At 39.8% G+C, this 24,445-nt stretch carries 20 protein-coding genes; 12 read left to right on the forward strand and 8 right to left on the reverse strand.

Going from position 1 to position 24,445, the window contains the following annotated elements:
- Positions 1-26 precede the first annotated feature (26 nt).
- Positions 27-1,109 (forward strand): fatty acid desaturase family protein, encoded by a 1,083-nt coding sequence (locus ESA94_RS11915; protein ID WP_129131133.1) that lies wholly within the window; start codon positions 27-29, stop codon positions 1,107-1,109.
- Here the strand turns inward: ESA94_RS11915 and gldB are convergent.
- Positions 1,106-2,149: a gliding motility lipoprotein GldB gene (gene gldB / locus ESA94_RS11920; protein WP_129131134.1), complete on the reverse strand. Its 1,044-nt coding sequence runs from the start codon at positions 2,147-2,149 to the stop codon at positions 1,106-1,108. The two genes, ESA94_RS11915 and gldB, sit on opposite strands and share 4 nt — an antisense overlap.
- 191 nt (positions 2,150-2,340) lie before the next feature.
- On the opposite strand from gldB, the gene ESA94_RS11925 reads away from it, so the two are divergent.
- The 3 genes from ESA94_RS11925 (at position 2,341) to serS (ending at position 5,974) form a co-directional block, all read left to right on the forward strand.
- Positions 2,341-4,023: an NAD+ synthase gene (locus ESA94_RS11925; RefSeq protein WP_129131135.1), complete on the forward strand. Its 1,683-nt coding sequence runs from the start codon at positions 2,341-2,343 to the stop codon at positions 4,021-4,023.
- Between the two features lie 76 nt (positions 4,024-4,099).
- Positions 4,100-4,534: a GNAT family N-acetyltransferase gene (locus tag ESA94_RS11930; RefSeq protein ID WP_129131136.1), complete on the forward strand. Its 435-nt coding sequence runs from the start codon at positions 4,100-4,102 to the stop codon at positions 4,532-4,534.
- Between the two features lie 168 nt (positions 4,535-4,702).
- The gene (gene serS / locus ESA94_RS11935; RefSeq protein WP_129131137.1) at positions 4,703-5,974 is read left to right on the forward strand and encodes a serine--tRNA ligase; all 1,272 of its coding nucleotides are present in this window, start codon (positions 4,703-4,705) and stop codon (positions 5,972-5,974) included.
- A 62-nt stretch (positions 5,975-6,036) separates the two neighbouring features.
- Here serS and ESA94_RS11940 read toward each other — a convergent pair whose 3' ends face one another.
- Together ESA94_RS11940 and ESA94_RS11945 are read right to left on the reverse strand one after the other, a co-directional pair.
- Positions 6,037-7,017 (reverse strand): zinc metalloprotease, encoded by a 981-nt coding sequence (locus tag ESA94_RS11940; RefSeq protein WP_129131138.1) that lies wholly within the window; start codon positions 7,015-7,017, stop codon positions 6,037-6,039.
- A gap of 145 nt (positions 7,018-7,162) precedes the next feature.
- On the reverse strand, positions 7,163-8,152 hold the full coding sequence (locus tag ESA94_RS11945; protein WP_129131139.1) for a zinc metalloprotease: 990 nt from the start codon (positions 8,150-8,152) through the stop codon (positions 7,163-7,165).
- A gap of 259 nt (positions 8,153-8,411) precedes the next feature.
- Here ESA94_RS11945 and ESA94_RS11950 point away from each other — a divergent pair, with 259 nt between their 5' ends.
- From ESA94_RS11950 to ESA94_RS11965, 4 genes are all read left to right on the forward strand, one after another.
- Positions 8,412-9,068 carry a hypothetical protein gene (locus ESA94_RS11950; RefSeq protein ID WP_129131140.1) on the forward strand — a complete coding sequence of 219 codons (657 nt, stop codon included), beginning with the start codon at positions 8,412-8,414 and terminating at the stop codon, positions 9,066-9,068.
- A gap of 141 nt (positions 9,069-9,209) precedes the next feature.
- Positions 9,210-10,634 (forward strand): DUF1800 domain-containing protein, encoded by a 1,425-nt coding sequence (locus ESA94_RS11955; RefSeq protein WP_129131141.1) that lies wholly within the window; start codon positions 9,210-9,212, stop codon positions 10,632-10,634.
- Positions 10,635-10,710: 76 nt separating this feature from the next.
- Positions 10,711-11,910, forward strand: coding sequence for a DUF1501 domain-containing protein (locus ESA94_RS11960; RefSeq protein WP_129131142.1), 1,200 nt, complete (start codon positions 10,711-10,713; stop codon positions 11,908-11,910).
- A 204-nt stretch (positions 11,911-12,114) separates the two neighbouring features.
- The gene (locus ESA94_RS11965; protein WP_129131143.1) at positions 12,115-13,173 is read left to right on the forward strand and encodes a glycosyltransferase family 4 protein; all 1,059 of its coding nucleotides are present in this window, start codon (positions 12,115-12,117) and stop codon (positions 13,171-13,173) included.
- Positions 13,174-13,263: 90 nt separating this feature from the next.
- On the opposite strand, the gene ESA94_RS11970 is transcribed toward ESA94_RS11965, so the two are convergent.
- The 5 genes from ESA94_RS11970 to ESA94_RS11990 form a co-directional block, all read right to left on the reverse strand.
- A complete protein-coding gene (locus ESA94_RS11970) occupies positions 13,264-15,321 on the reverse strand; it encodes an OPT family oligopeptide transporter (protein ID WP_129131144.1) in 2,058 nt (685 codons plus the stop codon).
- A 121-nt stretch (positions 15,322-15,442) separates the two neighbouring features.
- The gene (locus ESA94_RS11975; protein WP_129131145.1) at positions 15,443-16,201 is read right to left on the reverse strand and encodes a Bax inhibitor-1/YccA family protein; all 759 of its coding nucleotides are present in this window, start codon (positions 16,199-16,201) and stop codon (positions 15,443-15,445) included.
- A 72-nt stretch (positions 16,202-16,273) separates the two neighbouring features.
- Entirely contained in the window at positions 16,274-17,080 is an 807-nt protein-coding gene (locus ESA94_RS11980) for a hypothetical protein (protein WP_129131146.1), read from the reverse strand.
- Positions 17,081-17,164: 84 nt separating this feature from the next.
- Positions 17,165-18,022, reverse strand: coding sequence for a polysaccharide deacetylase family protein (locus tag ESA94_RS11985; protein WP_129131147.1), 858 nt, complete (start codon positions 18,020-18,022; stop codon positions 17,165-17,167).
- A 170-nt stretch (positions 18,023-18,192) separates the two neighbouring features.
- A complete protein-coding gene (locus ESA94_RS11990) occupies positions 18,193-18,492 on the reverse strand; it encodes a hypothetical protein (RefSeq protein WP_129131148.1) in 300 nt (99 codons plus the stop codon).
- A gap of 133 nt (positions 18,493-18,625) precedes the next feature.
- On the opposite strand from ESA94_RS11990, the gene ESA94_RS11995 reads away from it, so the two are divergent.
- The 4 genes from ESA94_RS11995 to ESA94_RS12010 all read left to right on the forward strand — a co-directional run bounded on the left by ESA94_RS11995 (position 18,626) and on the right by ESA94_RS12010 (position 24,445).
- Complete coding sequence (locus ESA94_RS11995) at positions 18,626-19,975, forward strand: T9SS type A sorting domain-containing protein (RefSeq protein ID WP_129131149.1); 1,350 nt, start codon at positions 18,626-18,628, stop codon at positions 19,973-19,975.
- Between the two features lie 309 nt (positions 19,976-20,284).
- Positions 20,285-22,129, forward strand: coding sequence for a 2-oxoacid:acceptor oxidoreductase subunit alpha (locus ESA94_RS12000; protein ID WP_129131150.1), 1,845 nt, complete (start codon positions 20,285-20,287; stop codon positions 22,127-22,129).
- A gap of 189 nt (positions 22,130-22,318) precedes the next feature.
- Positions 22,319-22,756, forward strand: a complete 438-nt coding sequence (locus ESA94_RS12005; protein WP_129131151.1) for a hypothetical protein — start codon at positions 22,319-22,321, stop codon at positions 22,754-22,756.
- A gap of 741 nt (positions 22,757-23,497) precedes the next feature.
- Complete coding sequence (locus ESA94_RS12010; protein WP_129131152.1) at positions 23,498-24,445, forward strand: DUF2975 domain-containing protein; 948 nt, start codon at positions 23,498-23,500, stop codon at positions 24,443-24,445.

The raw sequence follows: 24,445 nt of genomic DNA on the forward strand, positions 1-24,445 counted from the left end.
GATATAAAAAGGCAGTAATTTAACAAGTGGCAAGAGTTTCTTTCAATAATTCCAATGCAGTTTTCTTTACAGATCTGAAGCAATCGGTAGAACAATATTTTACGAATGAATGCATCAGGAAAACAGGCAATTTTAAATTGTATCTGAAGACAATTGTACTCATACCAACAGCGATTGCCATTTACATTCTACTGTTATCTGTTTCAATGCCGGCATGGGTAGCAATTGTATTATGTGCAATGTTTGGTTTTGTATCTGCAAGTATTGGTTTTAATGTTATGCACGATGCATGTCATGGAAGTTACAGCCGTAAAAAATGGGTAAACACACTTTTAGGCTATTCACTCAATGCATTGGGTGGCAATGCATTTATCTGGAAGTTTAAACATAACATCATACATCATACGTATACCAATGTAGACGGGGTAGATGATGATATTGCACGAAGCCCTTTGCTTCGTCAATGCAGTACGCAGTTATGGAAACCTGCACATAAGTATCAGCATGTTTATGTGGTATTCCTGTACGCTATTTCATCGTTGGCATGGGTAGCCTATCTTGATTTTGATAAATACTTTAAACAGAAGGTGAACAATACGATGATGCAGAAAATGAAAATTTCTGATCATGTTATTTTCTGGGCGAGTAAAGTACTCTATGTTTTTTTCTATGCGGTTCTTCCCATTATGGTTCTTGGATTTGCTAAATGGTTGGTGGGCTTTTTCGTAATGCAGTTGGTACTTGGTTTTGTTCTGGCAATTGTATTTCAGCTGGCACATGTAGTGGAAGACACTGAATTTAAATATGCCGGCGTTAATGAGCAGGTTCTCATCGAAAACGAATGGGCTGTGCATCAAATTAAAACCACATCAAACTTTGCCGCACGCAATAAAATTCTTTCCTGGTTTGCAGGCGGTTTAAATTACCAGGTGGAGCATCATTTGTTTCCACGCATCAGCCATATTCATTATCCGGCTATCAGCAAAATTATTCGGCAGAAATGCAAAGAATATCAACTGCAGTATAATTCTATCAGAACCATGCGAGGTGCTATTGCTTCACATTTCCGAATGATGAAACAGATGGGGCGTAATCCACAAACTGCTTAATGGGGTTTATACCCCGATTCATTAAAGATTGTTTTGTTGGGGGTACGCATCAGTTGAGCTACTGTAACAGAAGGCTTTTTCTCCATATATGCTTTTACAATTTCCCAGCCAAGATAAGCACCGATGTTACCGGGGCTTTGTTCGGGCATACCCTGCGTGGTTGGCCCATCGGTGGTAAAGTTTTGCGTTAATGCAGGGTCAATTTCAAACAACAGGTTTTGTTGAATAAAGAAGTTGTACATGCTGCGTTCATTTTCTTTACACCATTCGAGTTGTTTGCCTGTATAACCTATAAGTAAAGTATCGTTAGTGGTTGGTAAAAACTGTTGCAACAAATACAAACGCTTTCCCTTTTCAATAAAACGTTCAATTAATGGATAGCGGCTGCTGCTGTCGGGATACAAATCGTCGATCACCAGTTTAAATACATCGCCTGCAATATATTCTTTGCTGAAACGGGCGCTTCTGTATTGCGGTGCTACACTGCTGATATAACCCGGATCATTATAAATGCTGAAATCTTTTCCGAGGTAAAACTGTAAGCCAATGGCGAGAAAATCTTCGCCCATATAATTGGGACTTGGTTCGTTGTTACTCATTGGGGCCAGTGCATCCATTGGGCCAACAGTGGTAATGATCGTTGGTACTTTATAATCGGGGAAATAATATTTTACATAACGGAAACCATTCTCCAGTTCTTTGGTTGTGCTGCTGAAATCTTTATACAATTTCTGCGATTCCTTATACACCACCTGGTTGAGATTGAGAAAACGTTTGCTTCCTTCAAACGCCAGCTCGTTGGTATCATTCACCGGTCCAAGCCCCAGTACATGATTCACAAACAGGGGAAGAAAAACAGGATACTTTTCTTCCAGTTTAAATACTCCGGTTTTGGCATTGTTGCTGTCAATGGCAAAGAAATCCTGCTCAAAGCGTTCTGTTTTTAAGCTGAGCTTGATATGCGAAACATCGGGTGCATTGTTGCCGCTGTTGCAGGCAGCAATGCTGATAAGCAGTAGGATGGGTATTAATTTTTTCATGTGTTCATTTTTACTGTTCTTTTTGCCACATAGTAGAACCATAAAAACCAGCATCGCTGTTGGTAAAATTAGCTTGCTGATTTTTATGGTTATTTCATGTTGTTCACTAACGGCATATTGTTGGGTTTGTTGTAAGCCGCCCTGTTAAAAGAAGCAGCTTAAAAGAAACGCAAATTCCTGAAATTTGTGGAATGAAGATTTTCTTAGCGCAACAAAATTATCATATCGGCAATTTCGAAAGTAATACACAAAAAATAATTACCGCTATTGAAGAAGCCAAACGACAGGGCGGAGATCTCATCCTCTTCAGCGAACTGAGTGTTTGCGGCTATGCGCCCCGTGATTTTCTGGAGTTCAATGATTTTATTGAGAAATCGTACAAAGCCATTGATGAAATAAAACAACATGCCGATGGTATTGCTGTGCTTGTTGGCGCTCCAGATCGTAACAAGCAGCGTGAAGGAAAGGATCTGCATAATGCTGCTTTCTTTTTACACGAGCAGCAAATAAAAGCAGTGGTGCACAAAACCTGTTTGCCCAACTACGATGTGTTTGATGAGTACCGCTATTTTGAACCGGCTTACGATTGGAACATTGTTGAGTTTAAAGGAAAGAAATTAGCCATCACCATTTGTGAAGATATCTGGAACCTCGGCGATAATCCACTCTATCGCATTTGCCCGATGGATGAACTGATGAAGTTTTCTCCTGATCTGATGTTGAATCTTTCTGCATCGCCATTTGATTATACGCATGTGGAAGACCGCAAGGCAATTGTTAAACTGAATGTACAGAAATACAAACTGCCGATGCTGTATTGCAACAGTGTGGGCAGTCAAACAGAAATTGTTTTTGATGGCGGTTCGCTGGTGTTTGATAAACATGCAAACATGATTGAACATTTGCCATTGTTTGAAGAAGCATTGGTAAGTGTGGAGTTGAATGATGACGGAACATTTGTACAGCCCATACAAACAAAAGCCGAAGCTGTACCCAACGAAGAATTAAATCCCTTGCATTTAGATGAAACACTCAGCGTAAAAGAAATTCATGATGCCATTATTCTGGGTATTCGTGATTATTTTAAAAAGATGGGTTTCAGCAAAGCAATACTCGGCAGCAGTGGCGGTATCGACAGTGCAGTAACATTGGCATTGGCCTGTACAGCATTGGGTAAAGAAAATGTGCGTGCTATTTTAATGCCTTCACATTATTCAACCGAACATAGTGTGAGCGATGCTGAACAGTTGAGTAAGAAGCTTGGCAATCCCTATGATATTGTACCCATCAAAAATATTTACGATAGTTTCTTAACCGAACTGAAACCGATCTTCAACGATCTGCCTTTTTCGTTGGCCGAAGAAAATATTCAAAGCCGCAGCAGGGGAAACTTGTTGATGGCTATTGCCAATAAGTTTGGGTACATCTTACTCAATACATCCAACAAAAGTGAACTGGCAACGGGCTACGGTACGTTGTATGGTGATATGGCTGGTGGACTTGGTGTGCTGGGTGATTGTTACAAACTGCAGGTATACGAACTGGCGAAATACATTAACCGCAACGAAGAAATTATTCCGGATAACATCATCACCAAACCGCCAAGTGCAGAATTAAGACCGGGACAAAAAGACTCCGATTCATTACCCGATTACTCCATACTTGATAAAGTGTTGTATCAATACATCGAACGCCGTCAAGGACCCAAAGAAATTAAAGCACTGGGTTACGATGCTGCATTGGTTGATCGTGTATTGAAAATGGTAAACGTAAATGAATACAAGCGTAACCAGTTTTGTCCCATCATTCGTGTAAGCCCCAAAGCGTTTGGAGTGGGAAGAAGATTGCCGATTGTGGCGAAGTATTTAAGTTGACTGTAATTAGGTCGTCACGTCTGACGCCTCGTCTGAAGGATGTAACAAATGCACCACAAACAAAAATATTATCATCATGCCAAAAGAAGGTTTTGCTATTACTACTGAAACTGATTTTTTTAATGTAGAATACATTCATGCATTTCTCTCTGCATCGTATTGGGCAGAAAACATTCCCATTGAAACAGTACAGAAGTCGATCGATCATTCATTGTGCTTTGGTGTGTTTCATTTGGGGCGGCAAATCGGTTTTGCAAGAGTGATCACTGATAAAGCCACCTTTGCTTATCTCGCCGATGTGTTTATTGATGAAGCTTATCGTGGACAAGGGTTAAGCAAATGGCTGATGGAAGAGATCATGGCGCATCCTGACGTACAGGGCATTCGTCGCTTTATGCTTGCTACAAGAGATGCACATGGCTTATATACACAATTTGGTTTTGGACCAATAACATTTGTTGACCGCTGGATGCAGATTCACAAACCGGATATTTATAAGAAGGCAGAGTAAGTAAGAGTAAATGCTTTCTGTTTTAAACAACGCCCATCTCGACTCCGCTTGATGGGTTTAACCGTCCTTCGACCCGATTGCTATCGGGTTCGCTCAGGACTTAATGGTTTCGTAGCTCGTACTTCTAACTTCGTACTTCCGCTTATCTTTGCCGCAAATTTTTGAGTTATGTTACAATTGGCATTTATTCGCCAGAACAGGGATTTGGTGAAAGAAAGGCTGGCCGTAAAACATTTTGCTGATGTAAGCCTTGTTGATCAGATCATTGATCTGGATGAACAACGCAGGAAAACACAGTTAGAGAATGATGAGCTGGCAGCGAAAGTAAATGCAGCATCGAAAGAAATAGGGATGCTGATGAGTAAAGGACAGAAGGAAGAAGCCGAAGCGAAAAAAGCAGAGGTGGCACAGTATAAAGAATCGTCGAAAAACATCGCTGATCAATTAAGTGCATTGGAGCAGCAGGTAAATGATTTGTTGGTGCGTTTACCCAATCTTCCCTCAACATTAGTGCCTGTTGGAAAAACAGCAGAAGATAATGTGAATGTGAAAGAAAGCGGCGATGAACCGGTGTTACATGCCAAAGCAAAACCGCATTGGGATCTGATTGAACAATACGATATTGTAAATTTTGAATTGGGTGTAAAGATCACGGGCAGAGGTTTTCCTGTGTACAAAGGAAAAGGAGCGAAGCTGCAACGTGCATTGATCCAGTATTTTTTAGATTACAATACAGCTGCAGGTTATATCGAATACCTTCCGCCGTTTATGGTAAATGAAGCATCTGCTTACGGTACCGGTCAGCTACCCGATAAAGAAGGACAGATGTATTACATGCAGGCCGATAACTTTTACATGATCCCCACTGCAGAAGTACCTGTTACCAATGTGTATCGTGATGAGATTGTAAAAGAAAATGAACTGCCGATAAAGATGACAGCCTACACACCTTGTTTCCGCAGAGAAGCAGGAAGCTTTGGTGCCGATGTGCGTGGGTTGAATCGTGTACACCAGTTCGATAAAGTTGAGATCATTCAGCTTACGCATCCTGATAAAAGCTATGCAACATTGGATGAAATGGTGGCGCATGTAGAAAAGCTGTTGCAGAACCTCGGTTTGAAGTATCGTATTCTGCGTTTATGCGGTGGCGATATGAGTTTCACTTCTGCTCTTACTTACGATTTTGAAGTGTGGAGTGCAGCGCAAAAGAAATGGCTGGAATGCAGCAGCGTAAGCAATTTCGAAAGCTTCCAGACCAATCGTATGAAGATCCGTTTCAAAGATGAAAAAGGTAAAACACAATTGGCTCATTCATTAAACGGAAGTTCATTGGCGTTGCCACGAATTATGGCGGCGTTGCTGGAAAACAATCAAACCGAAAGTGGTATTGTAATACCTGAAGTATTGCGTACTTACTTTGGTTCGGATATGATCAACTAAGAAAAGTGCTATCAATAAAAAATGCCCTGCTAACAGCAGGGCATTTTTTATTTTAAAGAATCCTATCGGGCAAGCGATTCACGAGGCCCACCAATAGCATAAGTTGCCTGCACACGCAATGCCTGGCCTTTTGTAAACATATACATGCAGGCATCATCGGTATAATCCATATAATTCATGGTCATTTCAATGCCACCATCGCAAGTGCTTATTTTATTTGCCGGCGGGCAACCAAAGTTGTAGGTATAATGGAGCGGCGTATCATCAACATAATCATTACCACACTGGCGATCGCCCCAGATATGCCGAAGATTAAAATAATGACCTACTTCATGCGTGGCAGTGCGGCCAAGATCATAATCGGTATAAAGACCAAAGCCACCACCACGGCCAAATGCAAGTGTATTGATCACCACACCATCGGTTGCTTTATTACCACCGGGGAATTGTGCATAGCCAAGAATGCCGCCACCTAAATTACATACCCACATGTTTAGTGATGTTTCGGGGCTGGTTGCATCAATACCACCACGTTTCGCATACTTCATTGCGTTGTTGGTAGAAAATGCTGTTATTGTTGTGTGTTTGCGGATGACCTGCGTTAATACAAAACGTATTTTGATATCACCCGATTTTACATCGTTATAAGTATTGGTTGTAAACAGATCTCTGTTCGTTGCAGCAAAGTCTTCATTCAAAACATCTAACTGCGATTGAATCTGTCTGTCAGAAATATTTTGTTCAGGAGTATTGTACAATACGTTTACAACAACAGGTAATTCAAGAACGCCGTTTACTACTTTGCGATAGGCAGCAGGGTTTTGCATAAACCGGTTTGTAAATGCTTCAATTTCGCTCATGCGGTCTTTTAAAGTTGGGTCTGCTTTTAATTGTTCCAGGAAAACTTCATAGGTACGGCAGGCTTTTCCCGGAGCTGCTGCGATGAACAATTCTTCAGCTTTCGGTGCGCTTACCTGTCGATCCGTTTTTTCACAACCGATCACAATCAATAACAGAATGATGAAAGAATATTTTGTTCTCATACATGTAGTTTAGAATAATGAATAAAAACCACCTATAAGCTACAATATTTACGGCACTATTAAAAGCATACTACGCATGTTTTTCATAAAAAAATAGTCCCGCCATTTGGCGGGACTTGTTTTCTCATGTTGATTATATAAAACCTTAGGGAATTAAACTGGCTCTTGGTCCACCTATTGCATATGTTGCCTGCATGCGTGAAGCCTGTCCGGCAGTAAACATATACATACATGCATCATAGGTATAATCCATGTAGTTCATTGTCATTTCAACTGGATTGCCTGCGCAAGTGCTGTAATGAGGGTATGTTGGGCATCCGCCATTCGATGTGTTGTGTGTAGGCGTATCACTCACACCGTCATTACCGCAAGTGGCATCGCCCCAGATGTGACGTAAATTAAAGTAGTGACCAATTTCATGTGTGGCTGTTCTGCCTAAGCCATAAGGGGCAGTTGCAGTACCAACCCGGCCAAAGTATTTTGAATCAATAACTACACCATCTGTTGCAAGACTTCCACCAGGAAACTGTGCGTAACCAAGTATACCACCTCCAATTGTACAAACCCACATATTAAGTGTTGTAGCAGGACTTGTAGGATCGATACCGCCTTGTTTAGATTTTTTCATTGCATCTCTGGTACCCCAAGAGTTTTTAGATGTTTGTTTTCTGGTTGTATTAGCTGATGTCCAGATAAAGCGAATCTTAGTATCACCTGAACGGGCACCCTGAAATAAAGCAGGCGTTAATGAATAATCACTGTTTGTTGCACCAAAATCTTCGTTCAATACATCAATTTGCGATTGAATTTGTGCATCGGAAATATTTTCTGCTGATGTTCTCCAAAGCACATTTACTTGCACAGGCACTTCCATTACCCCATTTACAAGTTTGTATGCAGATGGGTTTTCTAATACTTTTTGGGTGAACTTTTCAATTTCATCCATTCTTTTTTTAATTGTTGGGTCTGCCTTAATGTTTTCCTCCAACACTTCATAACTGAAGCAACTACGCAACGTAGTATTGTTTGTTTCAACCACAGCATCTTCTTGCTTGGTTTGTTTGTCCGATACGGATTTGCTACATCCAAATAACAGCAGCAATGAACCCGCTGCTAACACAGATAACTTCTTCATGCTTTTTTAAAGTTTGGTTTAAGTGTAAAAAAAAGACATCGGAAGTTATAGATTTTTTGCTCCCAATTGTTAGTTACGGAAATATTTTTTTTGAAACAAGGCTGCGTTTTATTCGCTTATAGTAGAACTACTGTGGATAAGCTGCTTTTTTATTGGAATTATACAAGTGAGATATTTTCTTAATGTTTTTATAAGAAACATTTCTTTAAGATTTTTTATGATTACAGGTATCTAACATTGTGTTTAACAACTAAATGCTATGAAAAAAATTATTACACTTTCAATTATTGTATTGCTTGCGTTCAATGCTTCAGCTCAGTTTCAAAAAGGAAATAAAGTATTGGGATTTGGATTGAATGTAAACAGCTCCTCACGTGAAATTACCTACGACCCGGGCACACGACTAATCAAAACAAATACGCTTAATCTAAATGCGGAATTAGGCTTTGCAAAATCAGCAAGCCAACTCAACGGTTTTTATTTGAGCTCTGGTTATGGTAAAACAAAATCGTTTGCCGCTTCTTCTTCATCCGTTTACAATACAAACCAAGCGCTTCATTTAGGAGCTGGCTATTTTGCAAGAAAGTATATGCCATTGGCAAATCGCTTTTTTGTTTTTGGTGAAGTAAGAGCAGGCGGCTTTTATTCTGCTAACTATCGTGCACGTTTGGAAGATGCCTATCAGCAGGAATTCGGTGCATCTGTTTCATTAAAGCCTGGCTTGGCATATAAAATTAATGAGCGGTTTTTAGTAGAGTTAAGTTTTGCCGATCTGGCTAATGTAACTTATTCGCAACTGGAATATGAAACGGGTTTAGGTAATAAAAATATCAATCGCAATTTCAATCTTGGCACAAGTCTTGGCCTTGGTTATCTCAGCAATATCGGTATCGGTGCACGCTGGATCATTAAATAATTATCAACTTATTATAAGAACACCTATAGCAGAAGGGACACGCAGGTGTCTCTTTTTTATTTGCAATAAGTTTTTTTGTTTTTAAACGTTCATAGTTAAACCTTTAAAGAACGAAAACGTCAATAGCAAATAATATTTCTCATGGCAGTATCTGTTCAGTTAAAAAATCAGCATTTATTGTGGCGTGCAGGCTTTGGTCCGGCAGTTGAGCAATGGGGCGATCTTGCAAAAACATCTCCTTCTAAATTTTACGAAGCTTTAGTGAAAGCTTCCGGAAAGGAACCCATGCCGTTAAAGGTTGCAAAGAATTTTGTAGACGGATTAATGAATGGGGTAGATGGCGTGCGCCGTACGGAGATGAGTAAAGAAGAAATGCAGGCCATGCAAAAAAAGTCGAGAGAAGAAATACGCAATCTCAACTTAGAGTGGTTAGATGAAATGGTAAACAGCGAGCAGCAGTTGCGTGAAAAAGTTGCATTGTTTTGGCACGGACATTTTGCATGTCGTAATCTCAACGCATTGTATCAACAGGATCTGTTACAGGTTATCCGTGCAAATGCATTGGGCAGTTTCGGAAACTTGCTGAAAGAAGTAAGCAGAAGCGCAGCCATGCTTGCATTTCTGAACAATCAACAGAACAGAAAACAAAAGCCCAATGAAAATTTTGCCCGTGAAGTAATGGAGTTGTTTACCATGGGGCGTGGTAACTATACCGAAAAAGATATTAAAGAAGCTGCACGAGCATTTACCGGTTGGCAGTTTAAATTAAACGGCGAATTTGTTTTTCGCCCTGCTATACACGACGATGGACAAAAAACAGTGCTTGGTAAAACAGGCAATTTTGATGGAGATGATATATTGGATATTCTGTTAGAACAAAAGCAAACAGCTGTCTATCTTACAAAAAAGATCTATCGCTTTTTTGTAAACGAGCAGGTTGATGAACAACATGTACAATGGCTCGCAGACAGGTTTTATAAATCCGGTTATGAAATTAAATCGCTGCTCAAAGATGTTTTTACCAGCGACTGGTTTTACGATGAAAAGAATATTGGCTCACATGTAAAATCGCCTGTTGAATTGCTGGTGGGTATTCGTCGTGCAATGCCTATGCAGATAGCTAATGAAGATGCACAACTGTATTTGCAAAAAATATTAGGACAGGTTTTATTCTATCCGCCCAATGTAGCCGGTTGGCCCGGTGGTTTAAACTGGATCGATAGTTCATCGCTCATGTTTCGTATGCGGATACCACAACTTGTAGCAACAAAAGAAGCATTCAACATCAAAGCAAAAACAGACGATGACCAGGATATGGGCAGGGGAAATAAATTACCCGGCCGGGTTGTTGAAACAACCATTAATTGGGAGCCTGCAACAAAGCAATTGGAAAAAGTAAAGCGTGAAGAGTTGCTGCAGCAAATTACATCCATTATGTGGCAAACAAATTCGGATAAGTTTAATAAGGCAATGGTTGAAAAGTTTGTTGATGCAGGTTCTCGTGAACGTTACATTCAAACAGCAATCATTCAGTTAATGTGTACACCGGAATATCAAATGAGCTGACACAATTTCTGATTTCAGATTGCAGATGTTCGATTTTAAATCTGCAATCGCCATTCTAAAATCTAAAATCGACCTCATGTTAATACAGCGTAAAGAATTTTTACAGATCGGTTCACTGGCAACAGCATCGTTAATGATGCCGCAGTTTTTAAAAGCTTTTGAATCGGGTAAGCTTGTGCCTCCGGGCAATAAGGTTACGGTTATTATTCAGCTAAGTGGTGGTAACGATGGCTTGAATACTGTAATCCCTTACCGCAACGATTTGTATTACAGCAATCGTCCAAAGCTGGGTATTCAACGTAATGCTGCTTTGTCGTTAACCGATGAAGCAGGATTGCACCCTTCGCTTACTGCGTTTAAAGATTTATACGATGAGGGAAGCATGGGCATCTTTAACAGTGTAGGTTATCCCAATCCCGATAAAAGTCATTTCCGCAGTATGGATATATGGCATACCGCAAGCGACAGTAAAGATTACTGGAACACAGGTTGGGTTGGTCGTTACCTCGATGCACAATGTAAAGGTTGCGATAAACCAACACAGGCACTGGAAATTGATGATGTATTAAGTCTTGCATTGAAAGGTGAAAACATAAAAGGACTTGCACTGGAAGATCCGAGACGTTTGTATACTACAAGCCAGGAACGTTATTTCAAAGAGATGATGGCACAGCATCAACACGATGCACATGAACAACCGGTTGATTATTTGTATAAAACAATGGCCGAAACAATTTCAAGTGCCGATTATATTTTTAAACAAAGCAAACAACACCCATCATCCGAATCTTACCCGGCAACCGATCTGGGTAAAGGATTAAAAACAATCGCATCACTTATTTTCAGCGAAATCAATACAAAAGTGTATTACATATCGCTTGGAAGCTTTGATACACATATTAACCAGGAAGGACAACAGAAAAGGTTGTTTACAGAATTGAATGATGCTGTAAAAGCTTTTGTAAAAGATCTGAAAGCAAATAACCGGTTTGATGATGTGTTGTTGTTTACCTTCTCCGAATTTGGAAGAAGAGTTGCACAAAACGCCAGCAACGGAACCGACCATGGTAAAGCAAACAATATGTTCTTTATTGGTGGCGGATTAAAAAAGCAAGGTATCTACAACCCATTGCCCGATCTAACTAATCTTGACGATGGTGATGTGAAGTTTCAGTTAGACTTTAAACAGGTTTATACAACTGTGCTTAATAAATGGTTGGGTGCGGATGCAGGGAGTATTTTAAAACAAGCTTATCAACCATTGGATTTTATATAGCCCATCAATTATTTCCTTTTTATTTCTTTAAAGCAGGCCATCTCCGGATGGCCGCTTTCGTTATAACTTCTTGGTTTGTAGTGCAAACATTAAGCCTGCCGTAAAATTACTGTAGTAAGATTAGGTGGTAACTCCTATTGTTTAAAGGGGCTGGTGATTCTATATTTGTATTGTCCAATTATTCGAGAAACCAAACATCGTCCAATGTCCATGGAAGTAGCATACTTCTTTCGCAAAAAAAGATTGCATGCATTCAGTATTGAATCCTTGTTCAATAATGTGCAGGCGCAGGTTGCAGAAACCACACACTTCAAAGCATCTAAGATTGAAGTGCCTTCCATCAGAAATGTATTTCTCAACATTTTTAATTCAAACAAAAAGCAGGCGGAGATCAACCACATTACCGGTGATATCCACTATGTATCGCTTGGCTTAAAAAAGAGCAATACCATTCTTACTATTCATGATTGTGTGTTCTTAACCAAGTACAGCAAAACAAATCTGAAGTATTGGATGTTTAAGTTTTTCTGGTACCAGTTACCCATGTGGCGTGCAAACACCATTACGGTTATCAGCGAAAAAACAAAACGTGAACTGATTGCACTTACCGGTGTGCGTGCAGATAAAGTAAAAGTGGTTCCCAACTTTGTAGATCCACGCTTTGAGTTTACGCCTAAAGAATTCAATACGCAAAAGCCACGCATCTTACAGATCGGTACAAAAGAAAATAAGAATATTCACAACCTGGCGAAAGCATTAAAAGGCATTAGTTGCGAATTGCATATTGTTGGAAGCATTGATGTGCAGACACAGCTTGTACTCCAGGAAAATAAAATTGATTTTAAAACACATACCAATCTTTCGTTTGATGAATTGAAGCAACAATACATTCAAAGTGATATGGTAGTGTTTGCATCTACTTACGAAGGATTTGGCTTACCCATTCTTGAAGCATGTTCTGTTGGTCGTCCGTTGGTAACCAGCCGCATTTCGCCAATGGATGAAATTGCAGATGATGCAGCATGTAAAGTAAATCCTTACAATGTACTCGATATACGTCGTGGTATTTTAAATGTTATTGAAAACGAAGAATACCGTGACCGTTTAATTAACAATGGCTGGAAAATGCGTTACCAATACAGCATAGCCAATGTTACCGGTAAGTATACAGCGCTGTACGAAGAAATTGCAAACCGTAAAGAGCAGGCGTTTTCTATTCTTGGTCCTGCAAAAGCAGCAGCTTCTTTTTTAGGTTTAATGTAATCGTACTTTCTGACCCATTCGCATAGTTGTAGTTTTAGAAAAAGAGCCTCCATTCGGAGGCTCTCATATTTTACAACAAAGTCATTGTGTTTACGACTCCTGTATCTTTTCTGTTTTTTGTATGCCGATGCGGTATAGCACAAAGCCCATCAACACAAAGAACAATGCACCGAGCAAATAATAGCCATTTTCAGAAAGCCCATCAACCAACAAATGCTCAAGATTAACTGCTTTCAAAAAGTTACGTGTAACGTCAGGGGCAGAAATGAAAGCAACAATAACTCCTGTTAATGCACCTCCGGCAACAAGACCGGTAGCAAATAAATTGCCTTTGCCTAAATCTTCTTCTTCTGCACTTAATACTTCTCCTGATTTCTTTTTCTTCATGTCAACAATACCACGGATAGCACCACCGATAAAAATGGGTAATGTAGTTGATAAAGGAAGATATAAACCTACCGCAAAGCTGAGCGATTTAATGCCGCAGAGCTCCATGGTAATAGCAATTGCAACACCCACCAACACAAACTGCCAGTCAAGATTAAATGAAAGAATTCCTTTTATCAATGTTGCCATTAATGTTCCTTGTGGTGCAGGATATTCATCGGTACCAATGGCATGTGTAATACCTTGTGCAGCCATTTCTGCTGTTGGGGTATCCAATACTTTAATGGTTGCGCCAATAGCAATTGATGAAACGATAGCACCAATGAATAAAGCCAACTGTTGGTTTTTTGGTGTGGCACCAACAATGTACCCTGTCTTGAGATCCTGCGATGTTGCACCTGCATTCGCTGCTGCAATACAGATCATACCACCAACAACAAGTGCCATTGGTTCAAATACTTTACCCGTCCAGCCAACTGCAATAAAGATGAGACAAGTACCCATGAGTGTAGCAATGGTCATACCGCTGATGGGATTGTTGCTCGAGCCAATCAAACCAACAATGCGTGATGATACAGTAACAAAGAATGCACCGAACACAACTACGAGTAAGCCGAGTAATAATTTGCTGCCGATACTGTCGCCGGGCACTTGTGGTAAAACTGCCATTAACGCAATCAATACCAAACTGCCGATGCCAACGATCTTAATGTTGAGGTCACGCTCTGTTCTTCTTACTTCAACAGCTTCGCCGTCTTGTTTTTTAATTGAACCAAGACTGCTTTTGAACGATGAAATAATTGTTGGAATGGTTTTGATCAACGTGATAAAACCTCCTGCTGCTACAGCACCTGCACCAATCTGGCGAATGTATGCACGATAGATGGCTGTTGAATAATCGCCGAAGCTATGTGTAACAGGATCCCACCCACCGGGGCCACCTGCTTTTGTAACATCTGCTAAGTAACCAAGTTTTGCTAATTGTGCTGCAATAGTATCGGGTGGTACAAGCGATGCCAGTAATGGTGTAAATGCAAACCATGCAATAACACCACCGGCCACAAGTACACCACTGATCTTTGGGCCAATGATGTAACCAACACCTAAATACTCCGGTGTAATTTCACCACTCACTTTTGCAGAAGGAAAAAATTTGTTTGCCTGCTTCGTCATCCAGAAAGGAGTTTCTGCAATTACATGAAAGATCTTTTGCAGAATGGCATACACAAATGCAAAGCCCAACCCCATAAAAGCAGTTTTGGCAAATGATCCTCCACGTTCACCGGCTTTTAACACACTGGCGCAAGCCGTTCCTTCGGGGTAGGGAAGTGTGCCATGTTCTTTTACAATCAATGATCGCCGCAAGGGGATCATCATTAACGTACCAAGAATACCACCAAAAATGGCAAGCGTAAGAATGGTAAAGTAGTTGAAAAATTGCGAGCTGTCTTTCTCACTTAAAAACAAAAAGCCCGGTAATGTAAACACTACACCTGCAGCAATACTTTCGCCGGCACTGCCTGTTGTTTGAATGATATTGTTTTCGAGAATAGTTGTTTTGAGTGCCCACCTTCCTAATGTAATGGCAATAACAGCAATGGGAATAGATGCACTCACGGTTAAACCGGCTTTTAATGCAAGGTAAACGGTGGATGCACCAAAGATGATTCCGAACGCAGCACCAACGAGTACACTTTTAATAGTGAACTCAGGCATCTTACTGTCGTCGGGAACAAAGGGTTGAAACTTTTGCTCGGACATGTTGTAAGTTGATTTAGAAAAAGGAAGATAGGGAAAAACGATCAACTGTTATTACTGATGCTGAGCAGCAATAAAAAACGCCGCTAAAGAAGCGGCGCTGTAATTCTTTGCAAAGGCGATTTTATTTTCTGTCGTTCAGTTTTGAAAGTAAACGGAGTATCTCAAGGTAGAGCCATACCAATGTTACCAGCAAACCAAATGCACCATACCATTCCATAAATTTTGGCGCACCCATTTCGCTGCCACGTTCAATCATATCAAAATCCAACAACAGGTTTAATGCTGCAATGCCAATTACTGCAAGCGAAAAGACAATACCGAATGTTGAGCCTGTTGTAAGAAATGCGAAGTGAATGCCGAAGAAACCGAGTATCCATGTAAGAAGATAGAAAACAGCAATACTTGCGGTTGCTACAAACAGGATGGAGCGAAAACGTTCGGTTACTTTAATAATGCGGAACGAATACAACAGGTACATACTTGCAGCTACTGCAAAGGTGAGCAATACTGCGTGCATAATAATATCAGGATACTTTTCCTGGAAAGCAAAGTTGAAGTAAGCTGAAATTGCACCTACAAACAAGCCTTCCAATATGCCGTAAGCAGGAGCTAAATAACCACTCCATTCTTTTTTAAACGTAATTACCAATGCAACAACCAAACCGCCCAATGCTCCGATCAACAAATAAGGCAGAATATTTTTTCCCTCGTTAAAAGCTTGCCAGCTGAATGCAGCACCCGCCATTACCATCAGCATCAGGAATGCGAATTTGTTCATCGTTCCCCTTACTGTCATTGTTTCGTAGCTGTTATAGCCCGTTGTTGTTTGCTGAAATTGTTTTTCGCTGAGGGTAGGGTTGCCCGATTTAAATAAAGACATAAATCAAATAATTTATTGGGTGAAGGTAAAAATTGTTTTTTACGCTACACACATTTTTAAGCCATGTTTTGTTTATTGATTGGTTTTGTAAATAAACCAGATGCCGGCGCCGTGTGCTTCACGATCGTAAAATTTTTTCATGCGGTAACGATTATCTACAATGCCAAAATCAAATTCAAGCCGAACTGCGTAGTTTTTCTTTTTTGTAAAAGCATATTCAAAACCTATTGGAATCATTGCCTGTGTTTGGAAGTGTTTTCGGCCTTTTAGATCAGGCATTTTTGTAGTGGTTTGCAGCCAACCTATTTGTGTACCGTAAATCAATGTATCAATTTGTTGTTTGTATCGATTTCTTATTGTGTAGCCTGTTTGTAAATGCAGTCCTAAAAGCAATTGAAAATTTTTAGCAAGTGTAAATCTTCTGTTGAAACCTATATTAATGCCAAGAAATTGATGCCGATGGGTTATGGAGTATTGATAGGCGATTCTTGATGTATCGCTGTTCAATTGATAAGTAACGTTACTAATCGTTCCTGTTCGCCGGCCGTCGTATTCTGTAAGAAACAAGCCAAATTGTATGTTGTGTTTTTTCCAAAAGTTTGTTCGTCCTTTTTGCTTACCAATCTCTGCGTTCAGGTAAAACGAATGAAGGTTTGTAGTGGACGGATTTCCTGTAAGCTCGTTGTAAGGAAAATTGTTCAAAAAATTATTGTAACTATCTGGGTCTTTTAAAAAATTACTAATGGTCAGCGGATTATTTCCTTTTGAACCATATTCAAATACTCTATACCCGGCACTGTAATTTTTAATTTGCCATTGCTGGGGGAATGCAGTTATAAGGAGAATTAATGCAAACAGAAATAGAATAAGCTTCTTCATACAGTCAGGTGTTTTATTTTTAGTAACAGCGTTTATCTGTATACCTACTGCAAATTAAATATTATTTTAAATCAACAATATTGGTTACTTCAATCCCGGATAACGACTGATGAATTCGATTTCATATTCCTGTTTCGTTTTCATCTGCTTAATAAAATTTCTGAGTGATGCAGTGCTGATTGAATCAACAAACGTCTGGTCGTGTGTAAGCAGCACAATATGATCGGGTGTTTTTGTTTTGTTGTATACAAGCATACTGTCAACCTGCTGTATTAATTCAGCGCTGCTTTGCTTCAATTTCATCGAATCGTTGTAATGCCATTCAAGGTCCCAACCCATTACAACAAAACCGTTGCTGTATAACGAGTCGGCAGCAGCTTTGCTTTTAGCAATATCACTTGCATTAATCGTAGTGGTACGCCACATGTTACGGCCGGGTGTTCGTACAATGCGGTTGTTGAGTTGCAGCGAATCCTGTGTGCGTTCAAAATCGGCAACAACAGCTGTGTCGTTACTGTAAAATTTTGAAAACTTGTTGTGCGCATGTGTGTAACTATGGTTGCAGATCTCAACCCAGGCATTGTGTTGCAAACTGTCCCATGTAACTTGTTGTTCTCTGCTGCCATATACATGTTCGCCCACAACAAAAAAGCTAACCGGAACCTGCTCTTCATTCAGCACCTGCAATACATTGCGAGTGCCTTTGTTAGGTCCGTCATCAAACGTAATGTAGAGTTTCTTTTTCTTTTTGGGCGGGGGTGCTGGTTTGGCTGCAGGAAGTTTACTTTCTGTAACCGGCAGTACAATACTTACCAGTTCGTTGTTGACTTTACTATAACTGCAGCTACTGAAAAAAAGGAGAAGAAAAAAATGGGGAAGATAGCGGGTGAGGTTTACAGGCTCACCTTCATCGTCGGCAGACGATGATACATTTTGGTTCATAAAAATTTAATTGATTGTTTAATTCGGACATGAAATTATTCTGCAGCAACATCACTTGCAACTGTAACATCGTTAAAGATTGTGTAAAACAAAAAAGCGTTTTCATGTGCAATGAAAACGCCTAACAATTTAAGATACATCCGGTCAATCATTCAAATTACTTAGCTGAATTAAACGGTGCCGTTGTTCGTACCACCAGTTTCTTTTTTCTTAAACAGATCATTAAAAAAAGTTTCCGCTTCGCCCATATAATCTTTCATACTGTCGGCGCCTTTGGTTTTTAATTCTTCAAAATAATCACCTGCTTTACCTGCAGCTTTTTCAGCTTCGTCTTTCAGGTTGTTGGCTTTTGCTTTCAGGTCGGCGTAAAGCTTTTCCTTTTCTTCATCGGAGAGGCTGTTGTATTTGAACAAAGCATAACCGGCAGCTGCGCCCAACAAAAATGTTGCGATGTGTTTGGGGTTAACCATAGTTGTGAGTTTTATTATGATCAATCAATTATCAGTCCAGTTAATGCGGCTGCCAGCTAGTCACAGATGCTAAAAGAAAGCAATTCTATTTCTTACGCCAGAACTTATATTTGTAGATACCAAAAACCAGCGCATGAAAAAAAGCTATCTTTCTGTACTGTTTTTACTTTTTGTTTTTTTCTCGCACGCCCAATTTACAACAGGGAATTTAGTGGTTGTACGACTCGGGGACGGTGTTACTGTTTACAATGGAGGCGCCGCAGCCCGTTGTTTCCTTGATGAATATACTACAGCAGGCACATTTGTACAATCAGTGCCAATGCCTGTTACCACTTCGGGTGCAAACAGACGGTTTATGCTGAACAACGGATTTACCGGTGGGCTCATCACGTTGTCGCTTGATAACCGCTATTTATTATTGCCGGGATACGATGTGGCTGAATCTTCTCAACCCCTCACATCGCTTACCGCTGCTGTTGCTCCGAGAATTGTGGCAAGGATAAATAAAAACGCAGTCATAAACACAACAACAGTTACCGGGGCTTATGATGGGGAAGCTGTTGAAAGTGCTTACAGCCCTAACGGTACAGATATTGCCGTGGCAGGATCGTCGGGCAATCCGGTTGTTACAGGAACGGGTGGTGTACGCTATGTTGTAGCAGGTGGTACATCTTCACTTACTGTAAACCTTGCCAGCTTATCCAACTATCAACTGAATGTCTTTAATAATCAGCTTTATCTTTCTTCCGAATTCAACAATGTTTCAATTGGCGTTTTTTCCGGAACCTTTCCGGTAACAGTAACACCCTCTATTACCAATCTGCCGGGATTACCTACTACAGGTGCTACTCCTGTAGGTTATTTTTTTGCCGATCTTGATAACACAATTACAGGCGTTGATGTGCTGTACATGTGCGATAGAAATGCATTTGGCGGTGCTACCGGAAACACAATTACAAAATATTCGCTTGTTGCAGGGAGTTGGGTAAAAAACAATTCTGTTGCGGTAACTAATCCGTTGGGATTAACTGCTACTGTAAGTGGCTCTACTGTTACATTGTATGCAACAAGCAGTACCAAACTGTATTCACTGGTTGATGCATCGGGCTACAATTCCAATATCAGTGCTTCGCTTACAACACTTGCAACCGCTTCAGCAAATACAACTTTTAAAGGGCTTGCTTTTGCACCATCAGTATCCGATGGTGTAACTGCTGTTCGTGAAGAAGAATTCCTGAATGTTTCAAAAGTGTTTCAGTCGTCTGCTGCCAGTTTACAGGTAGCTTGGACAGCAAAGAAAACGGAAGTGATTATTCTTTCTATTACAGATCTTTCGGGAAGAACAGTTTATCGTTCATCAACCAAAGCTACAGCCGGTTTTAATGAGCGGTCGTTACCAATTCAATCGCTGGCAAGAGGATCGTATGTTTTAAAAATAACAAATGGCAGAGAACAAAAAGTTCATCAGTTCATTAAACAATAAAAACTAAACCCACCAATTGGTGGGTTTAGTTTTTGAATTGCGATTTTGCATTTAATACATGTTGAGTGCGTTACTGCAATTTGCAAACGAGTTGCGATGAGTTTATGTTTAGCCATGGTTGCAACACTTTTCCATACAGCTCTACTAAAAGAGCCCGATTTACTTATAGATTAAAAGCAGGCAGTGCCGGAATTGCCCGAAAAGATTGCCTGTACATAAACAAATGCCCGTTTGCCTGAAAAAAATGTGGCTTAAAAATGATTAATATCAATTTTTTCATAGCTTGAAGCGGCCTAACTTTGCCCCGTTATGACTAGAACCCAGGAAGTTTTACAAGACGTAGTAATCAAGTTCGCCGGCGATAGCGGCGATGGTATGCAATTGACCGGTAGCCAGTTTACCAACAATACTGCTTTAATGGGTATTGACCTGGCAACCTTCCCCGATTTCCCTGCCGAAATCCGTGCTCCGCAAGGAACCCTTGCCGGTGTAAGTGGTTACCAGTTGCGCTTTAGCAGCGACAGTGTGTTTACCCCCGGTGATGAGTGCGATGTGTTGGTAGCCATGAATGCTGCTGCACTGAAAGCAAACCTCAAGGCTATCAAGAAGAGCGGAACAATCATTGTGAATACCGATGGTTTTGATGCAAAAAATCTTCGCCTTGCCAATTATGCCGATGGTGTAAATCCGTTGGAAGATGATAGTCTTACCAACTACACGGTTATTAAGATGGATGTTACCAAAATGACCCGTGAAGCATTGAGCGATATTACAATGGGTATGAAAGAAAAGGACCGTGCAAAGAACATGTTTGTACTCGGGTTCCTTTACTTTATGTACAACCGTGACATGGAGAATACCATCAACTTCCTGAAAGAAAAGTTTGGTAAGAAACCCGATATTTTAGAAAGTAATATCCGTGTACTCCGTGCCGGTTATAACTATGGCGATACTACCGAAACATTCACTACTACTTACAAAGTAGAGAGAGCCAAAATGGAAAGCGGTGTGTACCGTTCTATTATGGGTAACCAGGCGGTGAGTTATGGTTTAATTGCAGCTGCACAGAAAAGTGGTTTGCAAATGTTCCTCGGTTCTTATCCTATTACTCCTGCGAGCGATATCCTGCACGAACTTTCACGCCACAAAGCTTTTGGCATTAAAACCTTCCAGGCCGAAGACGAAATTGCTGCAATTACTTCAGCCATTGGTGCTGCTTATGGTGGAGCGTTGGGTGTAACAACCAGCAGTGGTCCGGGTATTGCATTGAAAGGCGAAGCAATGGGTTTGGCGGTGATGTTGGAAATTCCTTTATTGGTCATCAATATTCAGCGTGGTGGCCCTTCTACAGGTTTGCCAACCAAAACTGAGCAGAGTGATCTGATGCAGGCTTATTATGGCCGTAACGGCGAATGCCCAATGCCAATTGTTTCTGCATCAACACCTGCCGATTGTTTCGATGCAGTGTATGAAGCTGTGCGTATTGCAGTACAACACATGACTCCGGTAATGTTCCTCAGCGATGGTTATATCGCCAATGGCGCAGAGCCCTGGCGTTTTCCGAAAGAAGCTGATTTACCTGCGATCAATGTAAACTTCAAAAAAGGACTCGACGAAGGCGAAGAAAAATTACAACCGTATAAGCGTGATGAAAAACTGGTTCGTCCATGGGCTATACCCGGAACAGCCGGTTTGGAACACCGAATTGGAGGTTTGGAAAAACAAGATGGTACGGGTAACATCAGTTACGATGCCGATAACCACCAGCACATGGTGAAAACAAGACAGGCAAAGGTTGATAAGATCGCTGATTATATTCCTTTACAAAAATTAGACAGCGGTGCTGCAACCGGTAAAGTATTGGTTGTGGGCTGGGGTAGCACCTATGGTGCAATTAAAAGTGCCTGCAGCGAATTACAGGCGCAGGGTAAACAGGTAGCACATGCACATCTGCGTTATATCCGTCCTTTTCCTAAAAACCTCGGCGAAATGCTGAAGAGTTATGATACGGTATTGGTGCCTGAGATCAACAACGGCCAGCTCATTCGTATTCTGCGTGATGAATATTTTGTAGATGCGAAAGGTTACAATAAGATCAAAGGTGTACCCATCACCAAAGGGGAGTTGATTGAAGAGATCGGTAAGTATTTGTAAGTCTTACTTTCAAAAATACCAAAAGGCCTATCAGAAATGATGGGCTTTTTTTTTGTGTAGATTTTCTTATCGGTTGGTGGAGATACGAACCGATAAGGTAAGGCGGAAAGACAATACTTATTATGGTTACCATCCATTTTCAGGAAGTGATATATTTAGGAAATAGAAATTCTTCATACTAAGGAGTTAATGAAAAAGATGATATTTTACAGTTTATTAGTTGTATTTTTTTTGTCTTGCGGATCTGCTGATAAAAAGCTATTTATCAAGTCAATGCAGCTGAATACCTCAGTAAGAGTTGATTGGTACTTTTACAGTTTGGTTTCTAATTTTTCCAGAAGTTACATTCAGATATCTAAATCAGATACCGAAACTAAATTTTTTGAAAGCTTTTATATTTCTGATTTTAATTTCAGGGCTGATACATTGGCGGTTCAGTTGTATAAGAATGGTTACAAAATAGACTCAGCGGCACTTTTACAAAGTGGTTTTAAAATTATCATTGATACAACCGGCGGTATATGGAATCAAGCTTCGAGTAGATTAGGGCGTCTTCAAAGAAGAAACATTGAGTGTTCTAAACCTCATTTTGAGGATAGTCATTGTCCTAAAAATGAATGTTACTGACAAATATAAAGCCCAGTAGCTCTGGTCTTATCTTTTTATTTGCTGCCGAGTACAGCATTGCCATTCAACACCTAACCTAAAAAATGCAGGAGACTCAACAGGTAAGGAAATAGGACGATATATAGTAATTAATATGGAATAAAGCTGTTTGGAATAACTCTAAAATGGCTTAACAAATAAAGAAAAGTAATTATCACAATACTCAACACAATACTATCACTGTCAAGATCTTTTTTATGACTAAATCTATTATACAATAAAAGTATTAGCACTTGAATCAAAAAAGACGGTAAGTAATCCCAAAAACTATATACATAATTATTTCCCATTTTCCCTTTTAAAAATAAATGAAGAATATTCAAATATCTTAACCCAATGAAGATGGCAATATTGATTGCTATGAAAACTGTTTTTCTAACCATTACTTTGAAAATACTAATTAACTATTACTTTAACACCATGTGGTACTTTCATACTTTGGATAGAGTAATTAGCAACATTCGTATTGGCAACCTTTTAATATGTTTTGCCTTTGTTGCTGTTGCAATTGTTGAATGTTGTACAAAGATTAGAGCAGTAAGTACTACAGCCCACTGTCGGAGATTGGTAAGTATTTGTAAGTCTTACTTTCAAAAATACCAAAAGGCCTATCAGAAATGATGGGCTTTTTTTATTTGAAGGAATTCTGAAAAAAGGTAATAATTTATTGTTTATCGGTAAATTTTATTCTATAATTGCGATATGAAAAAACTCCTACAAAATCCCATCGCTATCATTTTATCTGTACTTGCAAGTGCCTATTTCCTTTTTCTTTTTCTGAGTTGGACGTCAGAATCCGTAAGCTTGTCAAATAGTTATAACTCCTCGGTAATTGATAATCCTGTAAATGACACTTCGTACGGAGGATTATTTTATAAACCAACTATCAATGATTCTTTACCGCATTTTCAATACAAACAAATTGAAGACAGCCTTATACAAAAAAATGAACTTCGATTAGGAAACAATGAGATTGGTGGTAACAGTTTTTCTAATGGGCTGATTGGGTTTACTGAATCGGCTGAAAATGATCAGACAGCGTTGAATAGCAAAAAAAGTAAGCAATACTTTTTATCGCTTGGAGGTTTTGAACTGGAAGAAGATGTGAAGTTTTATATTGAAAGGAACTCATACAATCTTGTGTATGTGCAATGGGATACTGTTCAGAGAACTGGTGATAATATAGAAAGGATAGGTACTTATAAAAGTGTTGTAATTCCTGTACAATATTCAAAAAGAGAGAAAAAAATACTAATTCCTATCTCGGCTAAGCAATATAAAATAGGTTACATTTTACTAATAGTACTAAGTATATTAATGGGTGCGATGGCATTGTATGTAATCTTTGGTTATCCAATACAGTTCTTAGTACGTATATCAAAAGGCCAGGCTTTTACTGAAGTTAATGTTGCAGGGTTACGAATGACTACACTTTTGCTCTTTCTTTTTTTTATTGGCTCAGTAGTATTTCCGTTTATTCTTCGAGTTATATTTTCTTCGTATATACATCCACTATTTAAGCCGCTCAAATTCTGGTCGCAACTCTATGATTGTTTGCCATCGTTTTTTTTAGCCGTGCTTGTTTTTGCCATTTACATTGCATTTAAAAAAGGGTATAAATTGCAAAAGGAACAGGAGTTAACTGTATAA

It is taken from the genome of Lacibacter luteus, from assembly GCF_004118265.1.
Classification (GTDB): domain Bacteria; phylum Bacteroidota; class Bacteroidia; order Chitinophagales; family Chitinophagaceae; genus Lacibacter; species Lacibacter luteus.

What these genes read in the sequence shown, in the direction of transcription:
- ESA94_RS11950 (WP_129131140.1), top strand. Translation starts at nt 8,412, where the DNA reads ATGAAAAAAATTATTACACTTTCAATTATTGTATTGCTTGCGTTCAAT.
- ESA94_RS12010 (WP_129131152.1), top strand. Translation starts at nt 23,498, where the DNA reads ATGAAAAAACTCCTACAAAATCCCATCGCTATCATTTTATCTGTACTT.
- ESA94_RS11995 (WP_129131149.1), top strand. Translation starts at nt 18,626, where the DNA reads ATGAAAAAAAGCTATCTTTCTGTACTGTTTTTACTTTTTGTTTTTTTC.
- gldB (WP_129131134.1), bottom strand. Translation starts at nt 2,149, where the DNA reads ATGAAAAAATTAATACCCATCCTACTGCTTATCAGCATTGCTGCCTGC.
- ESA94_RS11925 (WP_129131135.1), top strand. Translation starts at nt 2,341, where the DNA reads ATGAAGATTTTCTTAGCGCAACAAAATTATCATATCGGCAATTTCGAA.
- ESA94_RS11940 (WP_129131138.1), bottom strand. Translation starts at nt 7,017, where the DNA reads ATGAGAACAAAATATTCTTTCATCATTCTGTTATTGATTGTGATCGGT.
- ESA94_RS11930 (WP_129131136.1), top strand. Translation starts at nt 4,100, where the DNA reads ATGCCAAAAGAAGGTTTTGCTATTACTACTGAAACTGATTTTTTTAAT.
- ESA94_RS11990 (WP_129131148.1), bottom strand. Translation starts at nt 18,492, where the DNA reads ATGGTTAACCCCAAACACATCGCAACATTTTTGTTGGGCGCAGCTGCC.
- ESA94_RS12005 (WP_129131151.1), top strand. Translation starts at nt 22,319, where the DNA reads ATGAAAAAGATGATATTTTACAGTTTATTAGTTGTATTTTTTTTGTCT.
- ESA94_RS11975 (WP_129131145.1), bottom strand. Translation starts at nt 16,201, where the DNA reads ATGTCTTTATTTAAATCGGGCAACCCTACCCTCAGCGAAAAACAATTT.
- ESA94_RS11985 (WP_129131147.1), bottom strand. Translation starts at nt 18,022, where the DNA reads ATGAACCAAAATGTATCATCGTCTGCCGACGATGAAGGTGAGCCTGTA.
- ESA94_RS11980 (WP_129131146.1), bottom strand. Translation starts at nt 17,080, where the DNA reads ATGAAGAAGCTTATTCTATTTCTGTTTGCATTAATTCTCCTTATAACT.
- serS (WP_129131137.1), top strand. Translation starts at nt 4,703, where the DNA reads ATGTTACAATTGGCATTTATTCGCCAGAACAGGGATTTGGTGAAAGAA.
- ESA94_RS11955 (WP_129131141.1), top strand. Translation starts at nt 9,210, where the DNA reads ATGGCAGTATCTGTTCAGTTAAAAAATCAGCATTTATTGTGGCGTGCA.
- ESA94_RS12000 (WP_129131150.1), top strand. Translation starts at nt 20,285, where the DNA reads ATGACTAGAACCCAGGAAGTTTTACAAGACGTAGTAATCAAGTTCGCC.
- ESA94_RS11965 (WP_129131143.1), top strand. Translation starts at nt 12,115, where the DNA reads ATGTCCATGGAAGTAGCATACTTCTTTCGCAAAAAAAGATTGCATGCA.
- ESA94_RS11970 (WP_129131144.1), bottom strand. Translation starts at nt 15,321, where the DNA reads ATGTCCGAGCAAAAGTTTCAACCCTTTGTTCCCGACGACAGTAAGATG.
- ESA94_RS11960 (WP_129131142.1), top strand. Translation starts at nt 10,711, where the DNA reads ATGTTAATACAGCGTAAAGAATTTTTACAGATCGGTTCACTGGCAACA.
- ESA94_RS11945 (WP_129131139.1), bottom strand. Translation starts at nt 8,152, where the DNA reads ATGAAGAAGTTATCTGTGTTAGCAGCGGGTTCATTGCTGCTGTTATTT.